The 23,398-nt window shown below is 58.0% G+C and carries 25 protein-coding genes and 1 pseudogene; 14 read left to right on the forward strand and 12 right to left on the reverse strand.

Going from position 1 to position 23,398, the window contains the following annotated elements:
* Window positions 1-161 precede the first annotated feature (161 nt).
* Window positions 162-296: a hypothetical protein gene (locus GH665_RS23230; protein ID WP_425496053.1), complete on the forward strand. Its 135-nt coding sequence runs from the start codon at window positions 162-164 to the stop codon at window positions 294-296.
* A gap of 57 nt (window positions 297-353) precedes the next feature.
* Window positions 354-665 (forward strand): SDR family NAD(P)-dependent oxidoreductase, encoded by a 312-nt coding sequence (locus tag GH665_RS23235; protein WP_153139270.1) that lies wholly within the window; start codon window positions 354-356, stop codon window positions 663-665.
* On the opposite strand, the gene GH665_RS23240 is transcribed toward GH665_RS23235, so the two are convergent.
* Window positions 657-1,580 (reverse strand): LysR family transcriptional regulator, encoded by a 924-nt coding sequence (locus tag GH665_RS23240; protein ID WP_153139272.1) that lies wholly within the window; start codon window positions 1,578-1,580, stop codon window positions 657-659. The genes GH665_RS23235 and GH665_RS23240 overlap by 9 nt on opposite strands.
* A gap of 119 nt (window positions 1,581-1,699) precedes the next feature.
* On the opposite strand from GH665_RS23240, the gene GH665_RS23245 reads away from it, so the two are divergent.
* Window positions 1,700-3,355 carry an alpha-keto acid decarboxylase family protein gene (locus GH665_RS23245; RefSeq protein WP_153139274.1) on the forward strand — a complete coding sequence of 552 codons (1,656 nt, stop codon included), beginning with the start codon at window positions 1,700-1,702 and terminating at the stop codon, window positions 3,353-3,355.
* A 277-nt stretch (window positions 3,356-3,632) separates the two neighbouring features.
* Here the strand turns inward: GH665_RS23245 and GH665_RS23250 are convergent, their stop codons facing one another.
* Window positions 3,633-3,893 carry a hypothetical protein gene (locus GH665_RS23250; RefSeq protein WP_153139276.1) on the reverse strand — a complete coding sequence of 87 codons (261 nt, stop codon included), beginning with the start codon at window positions 3,891-3,893 and terminating at the stop codon, window positions 3,633-3,635.
* Window positions 3,894-3,977: 84 nt separating this feature from the next.
* On the opposite strand from GH665_RS23250, the pseudogene GH665_RS39160 reads away from it, so the two are divergent.
* The 3 genes and pseudogenes from GH665_RS39160 to GH665_RS23260 form a co-directional block, all read left to right on the forward strand.
* Window positions 3,978-4,148: pseudogene (locus GH665_RS39160) on the forward strand (IS5/IS1182 family transposase); the annotation flags it as partial.
* A 79-nt stretch (window positions 4,149-4,227) separates the two neighbouring features.
* Window positions 4,228-4,854: a porin gene (locus GH665_RS23255; RefSeq protein WP_246216332.1), complete on the forward strand. Its 627-nt coding sequence runs from the start codon at window positions 4,228-4,230 to the stop codon at window positions 4,852-4,854.
* Between the two features lie 63 nt (window positions 4,855-4,917).
* Complete coding sequence (locus tag GH665_RS23260) at window positions 4,918-5,706, forward strand: alpha/beta fold hydrolase (protein ID WP_153139280.1); 789 nt, start codon at window positions 4,918-4,920, stop codon at window positions 5,704-5,706.
* 293 nt (window positions 5,707-5,999) lie between these two features.
* On the opposite strand, the gene GH665_RS23265 is transcribed toward GH665_RS23260, so the two are convergent.
* Window positions 6,000-6,419, reverse strand: a complete 420-nt coding sequence (locus GH665_RS23265; protein WP_167530995.1) for a hypothetical protein — start codon at window positions 6,417-6,419, stop codon at window positions 6,000-6,002.
* Between the two features lie 190 nt (window positions 6,420-6,609).
* Window positions 6,610-6,939: an antibiotic biosynthesis monooxygenase family protein gene (locus GH665_RS23270; RefSeq protein WP_153139285.1), complete on the reverse strand. Its 330-nt coding sequence runs from the start codon at window positions 6,937-6,939 to the stop codon at window positions 6,610-6,612.
* Between the two features lie 635 nt (window positions 6,940-7,574).
* On the opposite strand from GH665_RS23270, the gene GH665_RS23275 reads away from it, so the two are divergent.
* Complete coding sequence (locus GH665_RS23275) at window positions 7,575-8,144, forward strand: YdeI/OmpD-associated family protein (RefSeq protein ID WP_153139286.1); 570 nt, start codon at window positions 7,575-7,577, stop codon at window positions 8,142-8,144.
* A 382-nt stretch (window positions 8,145-8,526) separates the two neighbouring features.
* On the opposite strand, the gene GH665_RS23280 is transcribed toward GH665_RS23275, so the two are convergent.
* The gene (locus GH665_RS23280) at window positions 8,527-9,462 is read right to left on the reverse strand and encodes a LysR family transcriptional regulator (RefSeq protein WP_153139288.1); all 936 of its coding nucleotides are present in this window, start codon (window positions 9,460-9,462) and stop codon (window positions 8,527-8,529) included.
* A 103-nt stretch (window positions 9,463-9,565) separates the two neighbouring features.
* Here GH665_RS23280 and GH665_RS23285 point away from each other — a divergent pair, with 103 nt between their 5' ends.
* The 6 genes from GH665_RS23285 (at window position 9,566) to GH665_RS23310 (ending at window position 16,692) form a co-directional block, all read left to right on the forward strand.
* Entirely contained in the window at window positions 9,566-11,008 is a 1,443-nt protein-coding gene (locus GH665_RS23285) for an aldehyde dehydrogenase family protein (RefSeq protein WP_153139289.1), read from the forward strand.
* A 17-nt stretch (window positions 11,009-11,025) separates the two neighbouring features.
* Window positions 11,026-12,072 (forward strand): dipeptidase, encoded by a 1,047-nt coding sequence (locus GH665_RS23290; protein WP_153139291.1) that lies wholly within the window; start codon window positions 11,026-11,028, stop codon window positions 12,070-12,072.
* A 92-nt stretch (window positions 12,073-12,164) separates the two neighbouring features.
* On the forward strand, window positions 12,165-13,721 hold the full coding sequence (locus GH665_RS23295) for a BCCT family transporter (protein WP_028195729.1): 1,557 nt from the start codon (window positions 12,165-12,167) through the stop codon (window positions 13,719-13,721).
* On the forward strand, window positions 13,718-15,490 hold the full coding sequence (locus GH665_RS23300) for a hypothetical protein (protein ID WP_153139293.1): 1,773 nt from the start codon (window positions 13,718-13,720) through the stop codon (window positions 15,488-15,490). Before GH665_RS23295 ends, GH665_RS23300 begins: the two co-directional genes overlap by 4 nt.
* Before the next feature lie 7 nt (window positions 15,491-15,497).
* Window positions 15,498-16,232 carry a DUF3726 domain-containing protein gene (locus GH665_RS23305; RefSeq protein ID WP_153139295.1) on the forward strand — a complete coding sequence of 245 codons (735 nt, stop codon included), beginning with the start codon at window positions 15,498-15,500 and terminating at the stop codon, window positions 16,230-16,232.
* Window positions 16,171-16,692: a RidA family protein gene (locus GH665_RS23310; RefSeq protein ID WP_246216333.1), complete on the forward strand. Its 522-nt coding sequence runs from the start codon at window positions 16,171-16,173 to the stop codon at window positions 16,690-16,692. The genes GH665_RS23305 and GH665_RS23310 overlap by 62 nt, the downstream gene beginning before the upstream one ends.
* A gap of 87 nt (window positions 16,693-16,779) precedes the next feature.
* Here GH665_RS23310 and GH665_RS23315 read toward each other — a convergent pair whose 3' ends face one another.
* The 7 genes from GH665_RS23315 to GH665_RS38955 form a co-directional block, all read right to left on the reverse strand.
* Entirely contained in the window at window positions 16,780-17,238 is a 459-nt protein-coding gene (locus GH665_RS23315) for a hypothetical protein (RefSeq protein ID WP_153139297.1), read from the reverse strand.
* Window positions 17,239-17,351: 113 nt separating this feature from the next.
* On the reverse strand, window positions 17,352-18,104 hold the full coding sequence (locus tag GH665_RS23320; RefSeq protein WP_153139298.1) for a hypothetical protein: 753 nt from the start codon (window positions 18,102-18,104) through the stop codon (window positions 17,352-17,354).
* A 486-nt stretch (window positions 18,105-18,590) separates the two neighbouring features.
* On the reverse strand, window positions 18,591-19,064 hold the full coding sequence (locus GH665_RS23325; RefSeq protein ID WP_153139301.1) for a hypothetical protein: 474 nt from the start codon (window positions 19,062-19,064) through the stop codon (window positions 18,591-18,593).
* Window positions 19,064-19,819 carry a hypothetical protein gene (locus tag GH665_RS39165; RefSeq protein ID WP_246216334.1) on the reverse strand — a complete coding sequence of 252 codons (756 nt, stop codon included), beginning with the start codon at window positions 19,817-19,819 and terminating at the stop codon, window positions 19,064-19,066. Before GH665_RS39165 ends, GH665_RS23325 begins: the two co-directional genes overlap by 1 nt.
* 400 nt (window positions 19,820-20,219) lie before the next feature.
* Complete coding sequence (locus GH665_RS23335; RefSeq protein WP_153139303.1) at window positions 20,220-20,519, reverse strand: hypothetical protein; 300 nt, start codon at window positions 20,517-20,519, stop codon at window positions 20,220-20,222.
* Complete coding sequence (locus tag GH665_RS39170; RefSeq protein WP_343038761.1) at window positions 20,516-20,746, reverse strand: tlde1 domain-containing protein; 231 nt, start codon at window positions 20,744-20,746, stop codon at window positions 20,516-20,518. The genes GH665_RS23335 and GH665_RS39170 overlap by 4 nt, the downstream gene beginning before the upstream one ends.
* 579 nt (window positions 20,747-21,325) lie before the next feature.
* Entirely contained in the window at window positions 21,326-21,586 is a 261-nt protein-coding gene (locus GH665_RS38955; RefSeq protein ID WP_217361902.1) for a hypothetical protein, read from the reverse strand.
* 208 nt (window positions 21,587-21,794) lie between these two features.
* Here GH665_RS38955 and GH665_RS23350 point away from each other — a divergent pair, with 208 nt between their 5' ends.
* The gene (locus GH665_RS23350; protein WP_153139307.1) at window positions 21,795-23,240 is read left to right on the forward strand and encodes an IS1182 family transposase; all 1,446 of its coding nucleotides are present in this window, start codon (window positions 21,795-21,797) and stop codon (window positions 23,238-23,240) included.
* The last annotated feature ends 158 nt before the right edge of the window (window positions 23,241-23,398 follow it).

Here is a 23,398-nt window from a genome sequence, read left to right on the forward strand (position 1 = left end):
CGCTCACGGGATGAGCTTCATAGAGGCCGCGACGGGCGACACCGGAAACGAGCCATGTCAGTCTCCGGTCGGGGACAAAAGAAATTGCACGAGACAAGGGCGCTCGCTTCGTCGAGCAGGATATCGCTGGGCCACGCACGGAAGCGCACTGGGACAGCTACATGGACCCGTTGACGCTGCAACTGGGACCGGGCGACGAAAAGTTTGTCGACAGTCTGATGCCTGCTGGACATGCGTCGACGGTCGGCTATACGGACCCGAGCTATCCGGTTGAAGGCCGCCGCGTGACCGGTTGATCCGCCGGCAGAGAACACTGCTGACTACCGTACCTGTACGAGTTGAGGGAATTGATTGTGAATATAATTTTTGAGAACAAGGTTGCACTCGTCACGGGTGCGGGCTCCGGCCTTGGTTTGGCGACGGCGAAGGCGTTTGCCTTGTCGGGGGCTTCGGTTGTGCTGGCAGACTGGGATAGAGAGACCGTGGAGTCGGCGCCCGACGAACTGAAGGACCGCGGTTGTGCGGTCCTCGCTGTGCATTGCGGCGTGGCGAACGACGCACAGGTAGAGGCAATGGTCGTTCGCACGGTACAGCGATCGTTAGCGGGCTTCCAATTCAGCCCAGCGGCGCCCTATCTGTTGCGGCCTCGCACGATCTCAGGCTGACTCGGGCTGCCTCATAAAGCCCGGGCCGACATCGAAGCCTAGTGCCGTCGACGCGATCATGATCCAAGCCTGGCAGCTCCGACTCACGTAGCTACTGGAACGCCGGACGAGTGCGAGTTCGTAGGAAAGCTTGGGATTGATGAGCGGGATTGCAACCAGCTCTGGCAATGCAATCTTGTCCCAAAGTGTTTTTGGAAAGATAGTGACGCCCATCCCCGAGCGGACCATCGCAATCACGAGGTCCAGGTGACTGCTGCGGCCTGCGGTCCTCGGTGCGAATCCATGGACACCGCAAGCGCTACGAATCAGATCATTGATTCTGAAATCCTCCGTGAACGTCACAAATGATTCCGCCGCGAGGTCCGCCACACGCACTTCGCGCTTTCGGGAAAAACGATGCTTGCGTTCAACGACCAGCATCAGTCTGTCCACCGCGAAGCGCTGGATCTCGAACTCCTTTTCGTCGAGGGGAAGCATTGCTGCGGCGACCTCGACGAGTCCTTCTCGTAGCGCACTTTCCATCTGGTTGGAGCCCAATTCGACGATCTGCAGATCGACAAGTGGGCAGCGTGCGCGAAACGCCGTGATCACCTCGGCGAAGAACGTGGAACCGATGATGGGTGGCAGACCCACGCGCAACGTATCGGTCATGGCAGCGCTCGCGTCGTGCAGTTCACCTCGAAGATTGTTCACCTGCTGAAGGATGAGCCTGGCATGACGGAGAAGAATCACGCCTTCGTCCGTGAGGCGAACGCTCCTGGGCTCCCGAATCAGCAGCCTGTGACCCAGTTCATCCTCCAGTTCCTTGATCCCGCGGCTGATCGCCGGCTGGGTCACATGCAACGTTTCGGTTGCCCGCCCGAATCCATTGTGGCGCACCACCTCGACGAAGTACCGAAGCTGCCGAATATCCATGGCTCGACCCATAACGAATGGTAATCGCATGGATGATAACAAGGAATTTCCATTATCGCGGCGGGTCGCCAATACTGGGTCCGTCGGTCATCAATCTTCCTTTTGCAATGGAGAGAATCATGGGCAAGACGGTTATTCAGCACGTTCTTTCGCGCTTGAAGGAACTGGGCATCAAGGACGTTTTCGGCGTCGCGGGCGATTACGCGTTCCCAATCGAGGACGCAGTGTGCGCAGACAACGAAATGCGGTGGATCGGCAGTTGCAATGAACTCAACGCTGCTTATTCGGCGGACGGATATGCGCGCATCCATGGCATGGCGGCGCTCAGCACCACCTACGGCGTCGGTGAACTCAGCGCAATCAACGGGATCGCCGGCTCGTTCGCAGAATTTCTGCCCGTATTTCATCTGGTTGGCATGCCGGCGAGCAACGTGCAGAAAGCGCGCCGACTCGTCCATCACACGCTGGGCAACGGCGAATTCGACATCTTTTATGACATGGCCGAACCGGTTGTTTGCGCGCGCGCCATCATGACGCCCGACAACTGTATCGCGGAAACCGAGCGGTTGATCTCGGCAGCGCTGCGAGAGCGCCGACCGGTCTACCTGGGCTTTCCTTCTGATTACGCAATTATGCCGATCATCGGTGCGGTCGACCCCACTCCTGATCACCCGATTAATCCGGCGACAGATCCAGTCTCGTTGAATGCAGCGGTTGCAGCGATCGTCGATGCATTGGTTCCAAGCAAGACAGCATGCATTGTCCCGGGGATTCTCGTAGCGAGATCCGGATTGGCAGACAAAGCACTGGCTGTCGTCAATGCTTCCAACTTGCCGTTCACGACGATGTTCATGGACAAATGCGTCCTCGACGAGTCGCACCCGAACTACATTGGCATGTATAACGGCAAGCTGATGAACGAACAGGTAGGCGTCTTCGTAGAAGGATGCGATTGCGTCGTGGGCATCGGGGCCATGCTGACAGACTTCAACTCCGGTTCGTTCACCGCACAAATTGACCGCTCGAAGAGCATCAATATCTTGCCCAATACCGTTCGCGTCGGCAACGCGTCCTATGACAATGTGCGCATGGAAGACCTACTGACGGAACTGGCCCGGAGAATTCCCCGCAAAGAAGTGTCTGCCCCCACAGGGCAAGGACTGGAAGCACCAGTCGGCAATCTCGAAGGTCCGGTCACCGCCGGGTATCTCTATCCGCGGTGGCAACACATGCTAAAGCCGAACGATATTGTGATCGCCGAGACGGGAACAGCATCGATGGGGCTCGGCTTTGCTCACATGCCCAGGGGAGCGACCTTCCAGAACCAGACGCTATGGGGTGCGATCGGGTGGGCGACACCCGCAGCATTCGGCGCCGCGATCGCTGCCCCCCATCGCAGAACGATTCTGGTTACAGGTGAAGGATCTCATCAACTCACCGCGCAAGAAGTTAGTCAGTTCCATCGATTCGGTCTCAAACCGATCATCTTTGTGTTGAATAATGATGGTTACCTCATCGAGCGGCTACTTTGCAAGGACCCCGAGTCGTACTACAACGACCTGGCAAAATGGAACTACTCGAAACTTCCGGAGGCAATGGGTTGTGATGGCTGGTTCACTGCACGCGTGACAACGTGCGCAGAACTGGATCAGGCTATCGCCACGGCGGAATCATGCGGCACCGGGGCCTACATCGAGGTAATAGCAGGCAGGTATGAAGCGTCGCCGCTTTCGATGAAACTACACGAGTCCGTCGATACGCTCTATTCCGCGTAGTGCTTCGTATAGCACCTTGCCCTTGCGGCACGGTTCTTCTAGTGCAGCCGATCGCTGCGACCGGCTGCGGCAGCCGAATTTCGCATCCGGCCGAAAGTCATCGAGTACATGCACAGTACTTTTCTTCCCGTAAATCAGCGTGTCTGCTATCAATGCGGAAGAGACATTTGACTGACGGCAACTTCGGCTCATCGAGTGGCCGTTGCTGGCTCGAACTCCGTCCGAGGACGAACGAGGCTGTGTGAAAACACGTTACTCTGGTCCATCAAGTAACTCGCTAGTCATCGGTGCCGCTGGGCTTGAAACGAAGGGTGATGGTTGTTTCGCTCATTGAAAGGAACGCGCATACTTGCTCGGCCGCGTCCGGTGACAGCCCCGGATACTCTTCCTGCAAGTATTCAATGGTTTGTTCGGGCAGCCAAGGCCCTAGCGAAGCCATGTAGTCTTCGATGTCTTCCTGAATTTCTTGCCACGATACGTATTGCTTTCGTGACAGCAGGATCCGGTTGTCTCGTGTATAGATCACATGCAGGTTCACTACCTTCTCGCCGTAAGTTCTCGATTCAACATTCTCGCATCAGATGGCCTGGACTGAATTGACTCATTCAGCGTGGGTGACCGGATGAAGCGATTCATAGAAGGCGAAGACCGCAAGCAGGTAACGCTGTTGCCCGAATGCCTGGATGACTTCGTTGCCGAGGATAACCCGGTGAGGATCATCGAGGCCCTTGTCGAAGAGCTCGAACTGGAATCGATGGGCTTCGATGACGTCACACCATCAACGACGGGTCGCGCTGAGCGCGTATGCAAACGCAATCTACGACACGGATGGGATCAACAACACCTATCGAAGTCAGAACTCAGTGAAGTATATGAGCCCGACCGTTGCAGGCCTGACCGCAAGCGCCCTCTACGGCTTCTCGAATCAACCGGGTGCGTTCGCTAGCAATCGCACGTGGAGCGTCGGCGCGAACTACCTGAACGGCCCGCTACGCTTCGACGCCGCATACGCGAAGCTGACCAATCCGGCCAGCAACGGAAATGGTGCAATTGCATCGGACAACTACTTTTCCAGTGCCACTTCCATCATCACCAATGTCAGCAACAACCGCGTGTTCGGCGGCGGCGGCGCCTACACGTTCGGGGCTGCAACGCTTGCCATGCTATACACGAACGTGCAGTTCGACTTGCTGACGGGTGGCAGCCTGCACTTCGGCAACTACGAAGCTAATCTGCGTTACCTGTTGAATCCTGCGCTACAGGTTGCGGCCGGCTATATCTATACGACGCAGCGTAGCAATTCATCCAGTTACGCGAACGCTCACTATCATCAGTTGGTGATTGGCACGAATTATTTTCTGTCCAAGCGGACCGATATTTACATCAACGGCGTCTATCAACGCGCGTCCGGCGCGAATGCATGGATCGAACTCACCTCGGCCCCTTCCAGCGACAACCATCAACTGGTGGTGGTCGTCGGAATCCGTCAAAAGTTCTGAACCCTTTGCCGCAGATAAATCTGCCGTGCAGATGCGTGGCACTCACAACCCATGGAGGACAAGATGCCCATTATTGAAAATATGAATGCACACCTGAATTACGAAGTGCATGGTGACGGATATCCCGTTTTCTTTATCCACGGCGGCGGCGGCAATACAATGTGCTGGTTCCAGCAGGTGCCGTATTTTGCCAAAAAGTACAAAGTAATCACCGTCGATCTGCGCGGCTTTAAAAAATCCATTTGTGACCCGGAACTGGTTCATCCACGGTTCTTTGCGAACGACATACGAGCGATCATGGACGCCGAGGGCATCAAAACGGCTGGCTTCGTCTGTCAGTCGCTGGGCGCCTGGGCGGGGCTGCCGCTCGCCGTACAGTCTCCTGAGCGCGTAGCTTGCCTGTTCGTCACTGGCTCGCCCACGCCCGCCTTTTCGGAGGAGAACTGGGCGGTCCTGCGCTCGTCGGGAGACATCTACAATAGCGGAAGGCTGGGCGGCAGCGGCCGCAGTGTAGGCGTGGGATGGAATCGCGAGATTGTCCGGACCCGCCCGGAACTTACGTTCCTGTACAGCCAGATCAAACTGCTGAACGGGCCCTTCGACGCGCGTACGATGCAGGACGACATCGTACAGCTCCATCCGTCTGCCTTTGCGAACTACCAGGTGCCGACCATGGTTGCGGGCGGCGCACACGATGACTTTCTCACGCCCACGAGCCACCTGCATGTGGCAAGTCTGATTCCCGGCGCGCACGCGCACACGTTCGCCAACGCCGGGCATTCTGCGTACTTCGAAACACCGGACGAGTTCAACCCAGTCGTCGACGCGTTTCTGCGAAAGCATCTGAAATAACAAGCTGCTAATTGCAGTCGCAGCGGGACAGCGAGGCACGCTCGTCCCGCGCTGAAACCTGGGAAACCGTGGTCCGGCATGCGATCGCTCAAAGCCGAGACCTTGCTGCAGAAAAGGGCACCGCTTATGTATGTTTTTGATCGAAAGCGGTCGTTCCTATTGGGGAGCGGAACGTCCCTAAACGGCCGACCGCTGCCCGACGCGGCGGACCGTCATCGACCCGGAGGGGACAATGAGTGTGCTCTACAACGGACATTCAGGGGGAGTCGGTACTCGTGCCGCGCCGACGCGCGTCAGACGCCAGAGGGAAGCCTTTCTATCTCGCGCGCAAGCGCTTCATTTTTTCTTGCGACCCACAGGAAGAGAAGTCCAAGAACCCCAAAGATGACCACCAATGCTGCGAATTCTGCTGCAAGAACACTGCTCGGGGATTTGGGGTGGATTGCCAATCCCACACCCAGCACGAATGGGAAAACGAACAATATCCTGCCAAGCCAGCGCATTTGTTTTCCTGTTGCTAGCAACTTCTGCACTGAAGCACCGTTCTCCAACGCGAACTGCGCTGGACTCAACCCCCGCGCCTTTGCATTTCGGCAGCGGATCGCTCGAAGCACTCCAACAAATAAAATTCCCACTGCAAGAAATATGTTGTATGAGGCGTGCATGGTTCGCAATTGATTTTTAGACGGCGATTGGACGGAGCCGGAGGTCAAGATTGTCGGCGATTCGCGCCGGCCTGTCGAATGACCGAAATTGGCCGAACTCAGCCCGACGACGACCGGTTCAGTTCGACCCAATGCTGAGTTTTGATTTTCTCCGCACCGCACGCTCGTGGAATGAGCATGCCCATGCGACAACAGCGCGGCCCATCCCTCTTGACGTCCGCTACCCGTGCGGTGTGTATCAGTCTTGTACTGGCAACCCGAGAACATGGGCCAGAGCGCCGTCGCCATACGTTCGAATGACCTCGGAAATAATCACCTGATAGCCGGCCAACCAATTTGACTGCGCGGCTTTCGCCTCGATATGAGCGGGATGTTGGATTAGCATTTGAAGCGCTTCAAGCGACTCCCAGTAGTACACGTTGGACGTCAATCCGGTGGAAGCGTTTTCCCACGCTTCTTCGCCCAGGTAGCCCGGGATTGTCCTGGCAGCGTCTGCGATTGTTTGATCAAGCCGATGAAACTCATCGTCGAACTGCTTGGTCGCAAAGATAAACGTGGAGGAATACATTCTGTTGATTCAATTCGAAAGTTACTGGTTCGACAACGGACAGGTTTCGCTACGCGATCCGACTAGCACACGATTCGAGTTGTCTTCTGTCGGGAGCGCTGTCTCCGATTGTCGACGATCTATCACACAGTGTCGAACGTCTTAAGCTCGCCGGTCACGAGTTGACGGCGATCGGCGGCATTCGTTCCGAAGCAGCCGGCTGAAGTCACTGGTGACGGACGTTCGAGCAGGGCGCGGCGCCAGCGAATACCCGCAGCCGATGCTACTCTCGATATATCTGCGATCTCGCCATAACCCTGACAACCCATCGAGTGAACATTCGAGTCGCCGCGAGCGGGGACATTGCATCGCTAATCATGGTTCGAGAAGGTGCGCGACGTAAGGGAATCGGGATCGCGATTCTGCGCGAACTGGCGTCTCAGTGCCGGGGCGTCAAACTCTTTACCTCGACCCATGCATCGATCAACCGGATGCTCCGCCAGGAAAGACCTCCCTCTTCGCCCCGATGGATACACGCTGAATTGTCGATAAATCGGGTATTCCCAAATCCGCGCAAATCGGTAATCTGCGAGGTTTCAGTGAACGAAAGAGCCTCACTGCCTGAATGCAACCATTTGCAACCATTCGGATCGTCCATGACTGAGCCTCGACTGACATTCCTTGACCAGAATGAATGGGAAACCTGGTTGACGCAAAACGGCAGCACCTCGACCGGAATATGGCTGCGCCTTGCCAAAAAGGGCGCCGGGCAGGCAACCTTGACTTACGAACAAGCGCTGGAAAGTGCCCTTTGTCATGGCTGGATCGACGGCCAAAAACAGACTGAAAGTGAAGAATACTGGTTGCAACGTTTCACTCGGCGCTCCGCCAAAAGTATCTGGTCCAGGCTCAACAGAGACCGGGTCGAAGCGCTGATCGCCGCAGGCAGAATGCTTCCTTCGGGCATGCGGGAAGTCGAGAAAGCCAAAGGGGATGGCCGCTGGGAGGCCGCTTATACGTCGGCCAGCAACTCGGTCGTGCCGGACGACCTGCAGGCCGCGCTGGCTGCCAATCCCAAGGCCAGCGCTTTCTTTGCGACGCTGAGTGGCCGAAACCGCTACGCCATTCTGTTTCGGATACAGAATGCCAAAAAGCCTGCAACACGGGTGCGCAAGATCGAGGAGTTCATCGGCATGCTGAATCGCGGCGAAACCATTCATCCCTAGACCAGGAGGTTACGGTTTCTTTATTTCTTTGGCCGCTATTGGCGTGCGACCGGCCGTTACGAAAATCCGGCTGAGCTTCGGATTCTGGCTGAACTCAGCCCGACGGCGACCGGCTCAGTTCGGCCGACTACCGCCTGACGCGAAACCACCTGCAAGCGGACATTCATCGGCAATCCCGCCCGGCGATGAACGACCGCAATGGCAGACGGAACTGCCGGATGCCGATTCTGCCTATGCGGCGGATGGGCGACCGTTGCCGCCACTCAGGCATCGCTGTCGGCGAGGCCGTTACGTGTTTTGTTCCTGACGTTTCGCACGTGGGCCGCGAGTCACTCCACAGATCATCGACCGAGCGATCGCAGAAGAAGTCGAATGCTTCTTCTCAAACCTTATCGACCTCCGCCGCCAGCAACCGCCGCACAAGCTCCGGAAACCGGGACGCGTTGATATCCTCAACAAAACTCGCCCGCAGCGCATCCGCTGCCGGACTAAGCGATCGTCCCGCAAGTTCGACAAATCCCACGGTGCGCTCGATGCGCGGCGCGTCGAGCGGGATGAAGCGCAGCGTGTCCCGATAGCGTTGCTTCGCAAGATAAGGCAGCACGGTGAGCCCGACGCCGCTTTCCACTGCGGCCAGCAGCGTGGTTGTATTGGCAATGAAAATGTCGTCCTGCTGGGCCGCTGCTTCACGCACTGCGGAAGGCAAAGCGCGCATTGTGCCGTTGCCGATCAGCAGATACCCCGACAGATCGCTCCATTCGACCCGCCGCTGCCTGAAAAGCGCGTGCCCGGAATTCACGACCACGCACATGACGTCCGCGATCAGCGGCGTAAAGCTCAACGCTGATTCGGACTCGGAGGCACTGGCGATGCCGAAATCGATCGCGCCGGAGCGCACGCGATCGTGGATGTAAGCGGCCGTGCCGTCTTCGACATGAAGCTGGATGCCCGGATAGCGTGCGGTGAACCGGCTGATCGCGCGCGGCAGCATTTCGTGAGCGACCGAGGGCACGGCGGCGACCCGCACGCTGCCGCCACGCACTCGCGCGACGTCGATGGCGGCGGCGATCGTGCGTTCGTAGTGCTCGACGAGTTTCCGCGCTTCGCGATAGAGCATGGTGCCGAACGGTGTTGGCGTCGCATGGCTGCCCTTTTCAAAGAGCGGGGCGCCAAGCGCGGTTTCCAGTTCCTTGATGGATAGCGACAGCGCCGGCTGGCTGCGGAACACGGCCTTCGCCGCAGCCTTGAAGCCGCCATGTTCGACGACGGAAACGAAGTGCCGCAACTGCGCGATTTTTACATCCGGGAACCGGTCCATGGCTTAAATAAGTTTTACAAATAAATTTATCAAAACAATTGGTTTTGATTATTTTACAGCTATTTCTAGAATCGGTCTCATGTCAAACGCATAGAGATCGAAGATGAATCCTCAGACTTTTTTGAACTGGATCGACGGCCATTGGGTGGCCGGCGAAACGGTTGTCGAGAACCGCAGTCCGTCCGACACGGACGATCTGATCGGCTGCTACACGCAGGCCACCAGCGGGCAGGTGCACGCAGCCATTGCAGCGGCGGCCATCGCGCAACCCGTCTGGGCGGCCACTGGGCTTGAAAAGCGGCACGACGTGCTGCGGGCTATCGGTGACGAACTGATCGCGCGAAGTCAGGAACTGGGGCGGCTGCTGGCGCGCGAAGAGGGCAAGACGCTCGCGGAAGGCGTCGGCGAAGTCTACCGTTCAGGACAGTTCTTCCATTACTTCGCCGCCGAGGTGCTCCGTCAGTTAGGCGGCAAGGCCGATTCGGTCCGCGCGGGCATCGAGATCGATATCCAGCGCGAGGCGCTCGGTGTCGTCGGCGTGATCACGCCCTGGAATTTCCCCATGGCAACCGCGAGCTGGAAAATCGCACCCGCGCTCGCGTTCGGTAACGCGGTGCTGTTCAAGCCAGCCAATCTGACGCCCGCCAGTGCCTGGGCGCTCACGGAAATCATCAGCCGGCAGGCATTGCCTGCCGGCACCTTCAACCTGCTGATGGGCGCGGGCGCATCGGTTGGCAACGAGCTTGCCGCTTCCCAATCGGTCAACGGCATTTCCTTTACCGGCTCGGTGGACACCGGCCGGCGCCTCGCGGGTGTCGCCGCGCCGAACCTCATCAAGCTACAGATGGAGATGGGCAGCAAGAATGCGCTCGTGGTGCTCGACGATGCGGATCTCGACCTCGCCGTCGAATGCGCGTTTCAGGGCGCCTATTCGGGCACGGGGCAGAAATGCACAGCCTCGTCGCGGCTGGTGGTGACACACGCGGTGCATCGGCCGTTCGTCGAACGGCTCACCGCAAAACTGCGCAGCGTGAAGGTGGGACGCTCGCTCGACGATGGCGTGCAGATGGGCCCGGTGGTCGATGCCCGCCAACTCGAACAGAATCTTCGGTACATCGAGATCGGCAAGCGCGAAGGCGCGCGGCTCGTGCATGGCGGTGAACGTCTCGCGCAGCCCGAACGCGCGTTTTGCATGTCGCCGGCCTTGTTCGACGATGGCCGCAACGACATGCAACTCAATCGCGACGAAGTGTTCGGCCCGATTGCCTGCGTGATCCCAGTGCGCGACTACGACGAGGCGCTGGCGGTTTCGAACGATACGCCCTTCGGTCTGACGGCGGGCATCGTCACGCAATCGCTCAAGCACGCCACGCATTTTCGTCGTAACGCCCAGGCCGGCTGTGTGATGGTGAATCTGCCGACTGCGGGAACCGACTATCACGTGCCATTCGGCGGTCGCAAGTCTTCGAGCTACGGCCCGCGCGAGCAGGGTCCTAATGCAGCTGAGTTCTATACGACGCTGAAGACTTCTTACACGCGCGCCTGAACGGACGGGGAAACGCCATGAGCCTCCATAACGCTTTGCTTGTCATCGACGGCACGCAGTACTCGAACTGGAACCGGCAGATCTTTGAAGAGATGCGTGCCGGCGGAGTAGCCGCGGTCAATGCGACGATTGTCTACTGGGAGAATGCACGCGAAACGCTGTCGCGTATCGCCGAGTGGAACTCACTTTATGAGCGCCACGGCGATCTCGTGATGCCGGCGCGCACGATGGACGACGTTGTACGCGCAAAGCGCGACGGCAAGATCGCGATTCTCTACGGATTGCAAAACTGTTCGCCGATCGAGGACGATATCGGTCTCGTCGAAGTGTTCCGCGACCTCGGTGTGCGCACCATGCAACTGACGTACAACAACCAGAGTCTGCTTGCGACAGGCTGCTATGAGTCGTCCGACAGCGGTGTCACGCGGTTTGGCCGTGTGGTGATCGAGGAAATGAACCGCGTCGGCATGATCGTCGATATGTCGCACAGTGCGGAGCGCTCCACGTTGGAGGCGATCGAGATTTCCGCGCAGCCGATTGTGATCAGTCACGCGAATCCGAGCTTTTTCCACGAAGCCAAACGCAACAAATCGGACCACGTATTGCGTGCGCTCGCGTCGCGCGGCGGTTTGGCCGGATTCAGCCTTTATCCCTTTCATCTGAAGAACGGCAGCCGTTGCACCGCCGGCGAATTCACCGACATGGTGGCGCGGACCGTCGATCTGATCGGTATCGACCATGTCGGCATCGGTAGCGATCTGTGTCAGGGTCAGCCGTATAGCGTGCTCGAGTGGATGCGTAATGGTCGCTGGAGCAAGGAGACGGATTTTGGCGAAGGCAGCGCGAACAATGCGGCATGGCCCGAGCCGGTCAGCTGGTTCCGATCGAGCGCGGACTTTCCAAACCTGACGGCCGCGCTGGAGCACGCAGGTTTTGCCGACGCCGACATCGCGAAGATCATGGGCGGCAACTGGATGCGGATTCTACGTGACGCGGAAAACAGCCGTTACGCGAGTACGCCCGAGACAGGTGAAGCGCAACGCTGCGCAGCGGCTATGTCCTAGCCGCACCACTGCTTCGTCACAACAATTCAAACGGCGCCCCCTTCATACAACAACGTACCGGCGCCATAACGATTTATCCTCCTGGAGGAGACATGGAAATTCCAACTACGGCAAGCATTGCAGCCAAAGGTCATGCAGTGGCTCATCGCAAAGGAAGCATCGACTGGCCCATTTTCTGGATCAGCGGTGGCTTCTTCCTGCTGTTCCTGATCGCCGCGCTGGTCAATCTGCCCTGGCTAACCACGGCGGTGGACACGGCTTTCACCTGGGCCACAAGAGGGTTCGGGCTCTACTGGCAAGTGCTGATGCTCGCCACCTTCGCGGTCAGTCTTGGCATCGCGTTTTCGAAGCTGGGGCGTGTGAAACTCGGTGGCATCGCGCAAAAACCGTCCAATTCGACGTTCAACTGGGTGGTGATCATCATGTGCGCGCTGCTGGCCGGCGGCGGTGCTTTCTGGGCAGCCGCCGAGCCCTTGATGCATTTCGTCAACCCGCCGCCCTTCTACGGGGTGCCAGGCAAAACCTATGCGGGCGGTGTCGCGGCGCTTGCGCAATCCTTCCTGCACTGGGGCTTTCTCGCGTGGGCCGTGCTGGGCAGCCTGCTGAGTATCGTGTTGATGCATTTGCACTATGACAAGGGTTTGCCGCTCGCGCCGCGTACCTTGCTGTATCCGTTGTTCGGCGCACGGGCTCTCAAAGGGCCGATTGCAGCGATAGCCGATGCAACGTCGATCATTGCGGTTGCTGCGGGGACAATTGGACCGATCGGCTTTCTCGGTCTGCAGATTGCCTACGTGCTCCATTCCGTCTGGAACGTACCCGACACGATCACCACGCAGGCCCTCGTCATTCTTGCGGTCACGGCGATCTTCACGGCGGCTTGCATTGCCGGTCTCGAAGGGCTGCGTTTTGTCTGCAAGATCCACGTGTGGCTGATGCTTGGACTCGCTGCATTCCTTTATGCATTCGGGCCGACCGAATTTCTGACGACGGTCTTTTTCAAGGCGTTCGCCACGCACATTGTCGATTTCGCGCAGACCGCCATGTATCGCGGCGATGGCAAGTGGCTCAATTCATGGACGCTCTTCTACTGGGGCTGGTTTATTGGCTACGCGCCGATCATGGCGATCTACGTCGCGAAAGTATCGCGCGGCCGCACGATCCGCGAAGTGGTGGTGCTGTTGTCGGTCGCGGCGCCGCTGATCACGATGCTGTGGTTCACGCTGGTCGGCGGCACCGGAATCGGTCTCGAACTGAAGTCGCCCGGCGTGGTAATCGGCCATGGCACGCAACCCGAGGCGCTGCTGTTAGGCGTTGCTCAGGCGATGCCGTTGCGTAACCTGATTTCCGCGTTGTTCCTGTTTCTCAGCTTCTTCTCCGTGGTGACGAACGGTGGCTCGATGGCCTACACCATCGCGATGGCGGTGACCGGCGATCGCGGCGAGCCTGGCAACTGGTTGAAGATCTTCTGGGCGGTCGGCATGGGTCTGGTGGGCGCCGTGTTGATTACGATGGGCGCCGGCGGCGTGAGCGCGCTACAGTCGTTCATTGTGATTACGGCCGTGCCTGTGTCGATCATCATTCTGCCTTCGTTGTGGGATGCGGTTCGCATCGCCCGCACGATGGCCGCAGAGCAAGGAGTGAAATGATGGCGCACGACGCGATCATGGAAGAACAACGCGAGCACCTTGCGGGATTCGGCAAACCTGCGGACCCCGCGACGTATCCCAGCGCACCGCTGCGCAGTCCCGACATCACGAACCGCACCGAGCGTCTCGGCGCGATGCACGGCACCCGTCTGAGCTTCGTGCGTTCGCTTGTGCGGCGGATGGCGCACGACAACTGGCGGGTCCGTGTCACCCACATGGATCTCGATGACAACGGCTACGGTGTCTGCATCTATACCATCGAAGCCTATGGCGAGCGCTACAGTCAGGTGATTTTCTCGCAGCATCTCGACGACGCCGAGCGGACCGACCGGGTCATCGCCCAGAAGTGGGACGTTACGTCAGCGCTGATCTGCGGAGTCCCTGGCGCCGCCGACATCGAGTACTTGCGCGGGAATGTCCCGTTGCAGGAAGCGGGACGCCTGCGTGCAAATGACCTCGTCCTGTGCCGCGCGAACAAGAGCGTACGCAACTTTAGCTACGTGGCGGAATGCCTTGCCGCGGGCAGGCAACCCGATCCCGCCATGTTCGAAAGGGTCGGCTATCTGATCCGGACGACCGCGGTGTACGGCAACGGAAAATTCGGTATTGCGGACTATCCACGGCTCGTCGATAGCCAGGCTTTCAATCGCGGCTTTTCCGCGCAGATGTGCGCCGTCTTCGTGCTGCGTGACTTTAGCGTGCGGCTTGTCGAGCACGTTGCGGCGCGACGCAATCCGCGCGCAGCGGTCAAACTGGCGCACAGCTTCCGGCGCTATCTCGGCGTGGGCAATGCGACCGGGCTTGGCATGGCGCCGTTTCTCGTACGTCATCCGATTCAGGTCGATCAGTGGATACGGGCACGCGAGACCGCGCTTGCTCGCGTGCTCGGCGTTGAATCAGTCGAACCCGCTGCATTCGGACGCTGTATGGGATTGATCGCGCGTGCGGCACGCCACGTTTCGCAGGTTCACACCGATCATCCGCAGGAAGCGGCCCGCAATGCGTTGATTCTTGCAGAGTTGCCACGGCTGGAGCGTGAACTGCAGATACGTTACGAACGAAAAGACACGTTCCGCTGGAGCGAGTTGTTTGCGTGGACGGCTCAGGCGCTTTCCTGTGCGACGCAGGAAGTCTTCGTCACTGTGTTGCTCGAGCTTTATCCGGCCTTGGTGGATTCGATCGAATGTGCGGCGCCCGTGGATGATGCGCAAACGCTCGATCCAGACATGTCTGTTGGCGAACTGCTCAAGATTGTCGAACAGGACTACCGATGGGTATTCGAACAGCCCGAAGTGCAACGTGACGACGATCATTTCTTCTGGTACAGGTCGGCGGAAAAGGAAGAGCCGCGGCTTGGCGTGCGTGTCGAGGAGAGAGGGGCAGAGCGGGAGGTCCCATTGGATATCGCGCGTCAGGTGCTGCGGCTGCACGCGAAGCTGAAGGCGGAAGCGGACGGCTTACGCACTGTCGCGGAGTTGGTAGGCGAGGCGCCTGAGCATCGCGCCATCGTGCGGCGAATTCAGGCGCTCACATCGCACGCTTACGGTGAAATCCGTCACAACCTGCTGGCGCGAGACATGCTGCCGATCGATCTGATGCGAGCCAAGCTGTCCATGTTCGGTGCGAGCAAGTTCGATCCGAAGTCGAATCTCTGGGTTCGGGTCACGCTCTTTCAGGGCGCCCCGACGCTCGATGATCTGTCGCCGGAGATGGTCGACGATTGGGCGTTTCCGTGTGTGCCGGGTGGCAACGAAGTAGGGGGGCTTTAACGTGAAAATGGCAATCAACGAATTGAGCTCACTGTGCCGTAGCGCGCTGGAAGGCAGCGGCTGGGCGCAAGGCGACTATGAGGACGCTGCGCAAGCTGCGGTATGGCTGCAGGCGATGGACTTCGACGGCATGGATGCAATCGGCGCGTTGCTAGGCGCCGCGCGGCAGGAGGCATATTGTGTCGAGCCGGTGCTTGCGGGCACGCGGCACACAGGTGCACAGGGAACCACCTCCTGTGCGGGGCTCGCTGGCTGCCTGCTCGCATTTGAGCTGGCGTGGGCGCGGGCGACGCAGTGTGGCGTGGGTGCCGTGCGGGTATCCAATGCGTTGTCGCCGCGTTTGGCTCTATATGGGCTGAAGGTCATGTGCGAGCGGGGTCGCCGGTTCGATCTTTCGTGGACAGACGCTGCAGGCCGGCATTTCGCCACCGCTTCCGGACACGACGAATATCCAGACTACCTGGGTTTCAGCGCCGGGGCAGCGACTACGGCGCCGGAACTCACGGTTTGCTGCAGGGTGGGCGAGGCGGCATCGAAGGCATCGCCTGGCCGGGACGTACCGCTCGCCGGAGCAATCGATCAGGCGGAACTGGAGGCGCGCTATCGCGATGCCTTGTGGCGCGGTATCGAGGTCCATGCTTCGCATCTCGACCGGTTGGTTGCGTGGAAGGAGAAGGTGCTTGTTCCAGCCACGCAGGCGTCGCGAGAACACGGTGCAGGAGGCGCGGATGACGGATTCTAAGGTGCACGCGGAACGTGATGGTAACGTCAACGTCAATGATGTCAGCGTAATCAGGACCGGTCTGCCGCAAAGTGCCACGCAGGTTTTCGAATGGGCGGTTCTCAGCAACGGCACGCTGTATACGGCGCAGATACCGGTGGGTGCCGATGGTGCTGTCGTTGCGGGAGGTATCGAGAAACAGGCACAGCAGGTGTTCAAAAATTTGATGCAGACGTTGGCCTCGGCCGGCGCGTCATATCGTGACGTCGCGCAGGTTCTCATCTATGTGACGGATCGGGCGTGGTTGCCGGCCGTCAACGCGGTGTATCGAGAGCATTTCTCGGCGCCGTTTCCAAACCGCGCATCGTTCGTCGTGGCCGGCCTTGCTCGTGAGGAAATGCTGGTGGAAATTGTGGCGTATGCCTGCGCGAGGCCGCAGGCGAATAGAGAAGACGGTGAGATTCGAATCACTTCGGGATGATTCGTTGCGTAGTCGTGCTGTATGCAGAACGCGAAGCTCTGTGTCCAATAAGGAATCAAAAGCAGACACTTCAGACCTTTCGACAGGTCACATTATTCTGACGTAGCACTCCTTTTTCTCCACCTGTTCGAGTTTGAATCCCTTCTGGGTCATGCATGAAGAGATCTCGTCCGGGAACGGATTCAGATTAAAAATCCGTTGGTCGATTTTGGAGGGAATTCCATGATCGAGTTCGTCTTGCGCCTCTGCGCAGGACGCCTTCGCGAGCCCGATCCTGACGGGTTCCCCGGTGATGCGGTTGCGAATTTTTTCATACTCTCCGCTTTCGCAAGCCGAAATGGCGTCCTTCAGATGTTGTGTGTAGAGGACGTCGACGCATGCATTGTCTTCCCGGTCCGCATCCTTGAACACCGCCGCGATGGTCTGGGACTTCCACTCGGATTCGTAATGCGAAGTCTGCTCAAGCGGCCAGCAGCCGCACCCCGTCAGCGTCAGCATCAAGGCAACCATGCCCGCGCGGGAAAACCATCGCTTTCGTACTTGCATAAGCCCGGCTCTTTTGAAATTGGAATGGGTTAAGCAGGATGCGGGTTGATTGTTGATCTATTGTACCGGTGCCGTTGCCTTGAGCATTCTGGGGACCCGGCGGCGCGCGTGGATTATCGGCTTAGGGCGGCTTGGGCCCGTTGCAGCCACTCGCTGTTATGTTCGAGGGCGTGGCGTGGCCAGTGCCTCGCATCCTGCACAATCTCGGCGTAGAGTTCGCGCGCACGCTGATGGTCTGCCTCGTCGGGCTGCGCCGCCAGCCAATCGGCGTACAGGCAACGCGGTGCGGCGTCGCTTGCGCTCGCGAGCGCAAGCTCGAACGCGGCGCGTGTGCCTGGCGCGCCAATCGCTGCTAGGGCGCGTGCATACAGCAGAGCAGGCTCCGACTGCCGGCGTGCGAGAGGATTGGCGGCGAACAGTTTTTCGAGCGCGTCCTGCGTGGCCGAAGCATTGCCGTTGGCAAATTGCGCACGCGCGAGCCCTTGGAGTAGAGCCGGGTCGGACGAGAACGGTCCGCTCGCAGCCGCCTGGTAATGCTCCAGGGCTTCGGCGGCATTTCCTGCATCGAGCAGCGCCGCAGCCAACCGCATGCGATGCGCGACAGTCGGCGCGCGATCGAAATCCGTGCGCGCCTCGCGTACCGCCCGATTGGGATCGACAAGCTGCGAGATGGCCCTCGTTGCCGCTCTTGCGCCACGCGACTGGCGCAGGGAGGGCAAGTAAATGACAAAGAAGTAGACCGCACTCCCGAGGCCAGGGAAAAGAAACAGGATCAGCAGCCAATACATGTTCTGCTGGTTGCGCACGGCATGCACCGCAAAGAACAGAGCGATGATGACGTAAAGACTGATTCCGAAGATGCGCATTGACGAGAGGGTTAGTTATGGGACGTTGCCGACGGGACGTCAGCGAAACGGTAGGGTGCTATTGTGACAGAAGCGCGCTAACCAGAACGACCCCGCACCGGAGGGAGCATCCGGTTGATGCAATGCTTCATCAGCGATGTTCGCTGCTTCCAGTTCTAGAAGTGCGGTGAAGGTTAGCTTATCGACGTGTACAGCGGTCTTCCAACATGCAAGATCGCATCGGTACCGAATTTGCGGACTTCATGTAGCAGTTGCTCAAACATGAACACGCCTCTCGGTTGACGGTGATCTGGTTTGTGGTGTTGAGCGTTTTCAAATGGCTGAGCCCAGAAGTTTGGTTACCGCGCGTCAGTACACTATCCAACCGCCGCGCGAATTCCCCTTATCGATCCATAGCCGACATTTGCGCTTCTCAATTGCTGTCACTCGCGCATTGCTTGGCCGCATGCTCTGCTTGCTGGCCGATGTCAGCGTCCGTTGCGCTCGTCAGTAGGAACTAATATCCTCCAAAGACAAGACCAGGCGAGGATTAGCCTCGTTAGTTTCAAAGATTACGAAATTGGCGCACAAGTCGCTCCATTTTCCATTTATCGGCAAATCGTAGTCGATGGTTGCCCACAGTCTTGTTGAATTTGACTTATACCGAGTGACGATTTTTCGAGGCTGCGGGTTGCCACCGATGGCTTGTGCTTTCTCCGTGACGCGAAAATCGTCGACACAGGGAAAGAATGTGGAGGAGCGATATTGTCGGATTTCCCGGCGAATACATTCTGCAGGCGGCTCACCGTACGCCACGGCATACCCGAGAGCCGAAGCAACCGTTTCATAGTCCTGCTTGGCAAGGAGGTCTATCCAATTGCCAGCGATTTCCAGCAATTGGCTATCGGTAGCGCATCGAGATACCAAGACCATATCGGTGTCGTCCTTCCTACTTTTGGTGGCCCAGTCAGCGTTGCCCATCACCCTCCGGGCGTGGCATTACGAGCTGCTGCCTCGAAAAGCGTTTTCTCACGCGTGACCAGGAACAAACCGGGTGTACCTGAACCGAGCACGTGCAGAGGCTCGAACTTGACGACCTGCCTCCAGAATTCTTCCGTGTACGTGTCATCGACGTTGAGCGGACTAAACCCTAAGCGATTCACGAAATTTGCATGGGGTTCAAATTTTATAAGCCTGTCGTACACGTACCACTCATCAAAGCCTGGCATCGGAAGCTGAGATATCACCTTGACTAACGGACTGACCGCGAGTTCGCCGATCTTTGACCATCCCACCGTGAATTCCTCATCGGTCGGCGTATATGGGCCGCTGTCACAACTTGCGATTGCAACATATCGCCCGAGCACTAATTCCGGAAAGCGTAGAACTAAGTCCTCGATAGCCCCGTCAGTCCCGTCGTTCCATTCGACGATCTGATAACCGGCACGTTCGCCTGTTCGCGTTACTCTCTCCTCGCTCTCGTCCGTCAGATTATCGATCATCTTTTCCAGTAATTCCCGCACGTGTGCTTCCGCTTCTTCGCGCGTGCCCTTGAAGTCCAACCTGCTAGCGCCGTTTCCGAATCGACAATCAATTGCCTCCTGCACTACTTCGTAGCCGAATATGAATGTTCCGTCGTTGCGCCGATATACGTGAAAACCAACGTCGTACGTGAGGCCGTGCGCATTTTGTCGCACATACCGAAACGTCTGTTCATATCCGGCCTGGAGTTTCATCTGGTTGCCTCCGTTCGACAGCAATTGAGACTTACGGTCTGGATCTTTGTGCGGTTCCGTGATCTTGCGACGGACGATGCGTCTGCTTCTTCGTGCAACATGGCGAATACCTTCGGCAGATATCCTTGATACTCATCGCGTGCCAGCGGGTTGTGTGCAATCCCGATCGGATCCCTGACGTAGTACAAGACTTCATCCACTCGTCGGTACAAATCCAGTTCGGCGTTGGTCAATTGTCGTTCCACAGGTGCCTCATACGTTTCACGTGACGGTCAATGACCAAAGACAGTAAATCAATTGTCAACGTTCTGGATACTGATGTCGACCGGCCGCTTGTGGCCGGACAGCGCCTTGGACCTTCGATTGCGCCGAAGGCCGCCTCCGTATCGGGCTTTTTTGTCTATGCCGCTCGCTGTTTCCGGTAATGCAGCAACGCCCGGTAACCGGCAAAGATAAATCCACCGACCAGCAGCGTGGACACTACCCAGTACAGAAGTAGCGCGAGCATTGCCATGTCGTCGGGGTTCGCCATATCGCTGTTGCCGGTCACGGACAGCACGAAGCGGACGAATGTATCTACCGGCTGCGGCATTTCGATTGGCAACCGGCTGTAAAAGACCGCCACGTACCAGGCCCCTATCACCGACACGACGACGAAGGCGACGACTAGCAGCGCTTTTACCGCAAACTGTATTTTCATTTCACTTCAACCGTTCCATACGCCTTCATGGTCGTATCCGGGACCGTTGTCGTGAGCCCCTGTGACCGGATGTATTTCTGAAGTCCATCAAAGGCGTCAGGGGTGACGACCATAATGCACCCTTCGCTTAGCCGGAGCGGACCCGTGGGATGCAGTCGAAAGTTTCCGCGTTTCACACCGTTGACGTTCGTCGTGTCGCCAGTCGCAGGATTCAGAGTATGAACCACGCGTGCCTGTCGGTTGAGCCATAGCCGTATTCATTCCATAGATCACGCATGAACTCCACGCACCCGCCCGATTGGCGGTCTACGAGATAGTAAATCCCTTTAGGTAGCGGACCGATATCTCCATCGCCACGTCGTCAGCATTGTCGCGGCCCTGTGCGGTTCCAGCGAAAGCGGCGACGGGTGCGGTCCCAGGGCACGAGAGAACGAACGTTTCTGCTTGTCAAGCACAAATGCGCACGTAGCTGGCGCAGGGCTGATCCCGCAGAGCGTAAAGCGCCGATTTTAGTCGAGACTTAGGAAAAAAATCGCCAAAAATTCTCAAACACCGTGCTCGATGCGCGATGCATTTTTCGCGCACCGTTTTTTCTCGGGTTCGGCCATCACGCGCAGTGTGGGGCATTAGCCCTTAGCCACTGCACCTCCGCTGTTGTCAACGATCTCCCCGCAAGTGCCGAGCGGCCGAAAGTGCCCGACTAGCGTCTGAAGACTACGCGGAAAAATCATCCGGGGCGCATCCAATTTAAGAGGCATAAGCCGATGTGACGTGATCTCTTGTGGAGCAGGAAGCGCGTGGCTAGCTCATACCGCCTGGCTTTCTACCCAAATAGGTTCATCAGGATGATGCTCTCGAATGACATCGATTGCGTGCGCCAACGTTTCTGTATTCTCGGGCCGAACCTCGTGTGTGAATTCGGTCACACGCACTCCGGTTAAGCGAAGCGTTGTGAGTTGCTCATGGGTCAGGATGTCTCCACTCACCCACAACTGGCAATCGAGATTATCGCGGCTCAGTTTTTCAAAGGCAGCGACTCCAACCGTGGACCACGCGAAGAAAATCATGTTTCCTCTGCAACGACGCGACGATTGTCAGACTTCGAATCTAACGAGGGCTCTAAGTACGCAACGATTGTCGGTCATCTAGATATCAAAGTCGACGGCCCGTTTTTGGCCGAACTCAGTCCGATGATGACCGGCTCAGTTCGACCGAGGCTGTGTGAAAACGCATTGATCGCCTAAACTGAATCAACGCGTTTGGGTCGGGGGATTCATGAAGCGATTCGTTGAGGGCGAAGACCGCAAGCAGGTAACGTTGTTGCCCGAATGCCTGGACGATTTCGTTGCCGAGGATAACCCGGTGAGGATCATCGATGCCTTCGTCGAAGAGCTGGAACTCGAATCGATGGGTTTCGATGGTGTCACACCATCAACAACAGGTCGCCCCTCCTACCATCCAGCAGTGCTGCTGAAGATATACATCTACGGCTACCTCAACCGGATTCAATCGAGTCGTCGCCTGGAGCGTGAATGTCAGCGCAACGTTGAGCTGATGTGGCTCACAGGCCGTCTGGTACCAGACTTCAAGACGATAGCCGACTTTCGACGGGACAACGGCGCCGGCATCCGCAACGTTTGCCGCCGGTTCGTCGTTCTGTGCCGCGATCTGAAGCTGTTCTCACAGGCACTGGTTGCCATTGATGGAAGCAAGTTCAAGGCATCGAACACTCGCGACCGCAACTTCACGACGGGCAAGATCGACAAGCGGCAGCAGCAGATTGAGGAGAGCATCCAGCGCTACCTGAGTGCACTGGAAACGGCCGACCGGACGCAGCCCCCCGAGCTCGAAGCGAAGACCACCCGGCTGCAGGAGAAGATCAAGCAATTGCGCGATCAAATGCATCGCCTCGAGCAGATCAGGGAAGAACTCAAGACGCAACCGGATGGCCAGCTTTCGCTGACTGACCCCGATGCGCGCTCCATGGCGACGAGCGGCAGGGGCTCGGGCATGGTCGGCTACAACGTGCAGGTGGCCGTAGACGCCAGGCACCACCTCATAGTTGCTCATGAGGTAACGAACTCCGGACACGACCGGGTGCAACTCAGTCCGATGGCGCAAGCAGCCCGTGATGCCATGGGCAGGAACAGACTGAAGGTCATCGCCGACCGTGGGTACTACAGCGGTCCGCAGATAAAAGCATGTGCGGATGCGGGCATTGCCGCCATTCTCCCAAAGAACCTGACGTCAGGCGCCACAGCCCATGGCCGCTTCGACAGAGCGGACTTCATCTACATTGCCCGGGATGACGAATACCTTTGTCCAGCTGGACAACGTGCGATTTACCGCTTCACACGCGAAGAGCATGGCATGCAATTGCACCGCTACTGGAGCAGTGCCTGTCCTCGTTGCGATATCAAATCACAATGTACCCCGAGCGATTATCGACGCATCACGCGATGGGAACATGAGTCTGTACTGGAAGCTGCTCAGAAGAGACTGGACAGAATGCCGAATGCGATGATGGTGCGAAGGCGAACCGTTGAACACGTCTTCGGAACGTTCAAGCACTGGATGGGCTACACGCACTTCCTGACGCGCAGACTGACCAACGTAAGTACTGAGATGAGCCTGCATGTGCTGGCGTACAACCTCAAGCGCGTAATAGCGATATTGGGATTCTCGCGAACCATGAGGGCAATGCGGCTGGTGGGTGCGTGAAGCACCTGAGCCTTCCAACATATGCCGGGCAACAGCTTGCGTTAAGGCGGCGGAGCCACCCAATATCTCTCAGTTGATCGATTGACTGCGAGAGCGCAACGCGGCTATATAGTCGCCGAATCAGATTTTTTGCACATCAAATCTACGTTCCGCGTTTC

Source organism: Paraburkholderia agricolaris, assembly GCF_009455635.1.
Classification (GTDB): Bacteria; Pseudomonadota; Gammaproteobacteria; order Burkholderiales; family Burkholderiaceae; genus Paraburkholderia; species Paraburkholderia agricolaris.